We start from the raw sequence: 1,285 nt of genomic DNA, 5'->3' as shown, positions 1-1,285 counted from the left end.
TCGACCCTGCCGGCCTGCTGGGCGAAGCCCTGTCCGAGGCCTCCCCGGACATGATGCGCCACCTGCTGCAGACGATGATCAACACCCTGCTCTGCGCTGACGCCGATGCGGTGGTCGGCGCCGAATGGGGCAAACCCTCCCGTGACCGCACGGCCCAGCGCAATGGGTACCGGCACCGGGACCTGGACACCCGGGTCGGCACCGTGGACGTGGCCATCCCGAAGCTGCGCTCGGGCACCTACTTCCCGGAATGGCTGCTCGAGCGGCGCAAGCGGGCCGAATCGGCGCTGATCACCGTGGTCGCAGACTGCTACCTGGCCGGTGTCTCTACCCGGCGGATGGACAAGCTGGTCAAGACCTTGGGCATCAATGCCCTGTCGAAGTCCCAGGTGTCCCGGATGGCCGCGGACCTCGATGAGCAGGTGGAGGCCTTCCGCCACCGGCCGCTCGGGGAGGCGGGACCGTTCACGTTCGTTGCCGCGGACGCGTTGACGATGAAGGTGCGTGAGGGCGGGCGTGTGGTCAACGCGGTGGTGCTCATCGCCACCGGGGTCAACGGCGACGGCCACCGCGAAGTGTTGGGCCTGCGGGTGGCCACCAGCGAGACCGGGGCGGCGTGGAACGAGTTCTTCGCCGACTTGGTCGCCCGGGGCCTGGCCGGGGTCCGGCTGGTCACCTCTGATGCCCACCCCGGGCTCAAGGACGCCATCGCCGCGAACCTGCCCGGTGCGGTGTGGCAACGCTGCCGCACCCACTACGCGGCGAACCTGATGGGCATCACCCCGAAGAGCATGTGGCCGGCGGTGAAGGCCATGCTCCACTCGGTCTACGACCAGCCCGATGCCGCCAGCGTCAACGCCCAGTTCGACCGGCTGCTGGACTACGTGAGCGAGAAACTGCCGGTGGTGGCCGAGCACCTCGATGCTGCCCGGGCCGACATCCTGGCGTTCACCACATTCCCCAAGGACGTCTGGACCCAGATCTGGTCGAACAACCCGGCCGAGCGGCTCAACCGCGAGATCCGCCGCCGCACCGACGCGGTGGGCATCTTCCCCAACCGGGCGGCCATCGTACGACTGGTGGGCGCGGTGCTGGCCGAGCAGACAGACGAGTGGGCCGAGGGCCGTCGCTACCTCGGCCTGGAGGTCCTGGCCCGCTGCCGACTCACCACCGTCAGCAACACGGGAAGCGAGGTGAACCCCGACACCGCGCCCGCCCTCGAGTTCAGCGCCTGACAACCCCAACGAAGGAATCAGCCGCTACACCACTTCATGGGGCTTGACCG

General features: G+C 68.9%; 1 protein-coding gene. It reads left to right on the top strand.

All coding sequences use genetic code 11. From position 1 onward, the window contains the following. Positions 1–1,235, top strand: a 1,235-nt coding sequence (locus tag ACUW6W_RS11715) for an IS256 family transposase (protein ID WP_454180193.1), incomplete at its 5' end; no start/stop codon positions are given. Positions 1,236–1,285 lie beyond the last annotated feature (50 nt).

The sequence above is a fragment of the Micrococcus sp. 093350064-1 genome (assembly GCF_053627955.1).
This window is presented reverse-complemented; position numbering and strand designations above follow the sequence as displayed.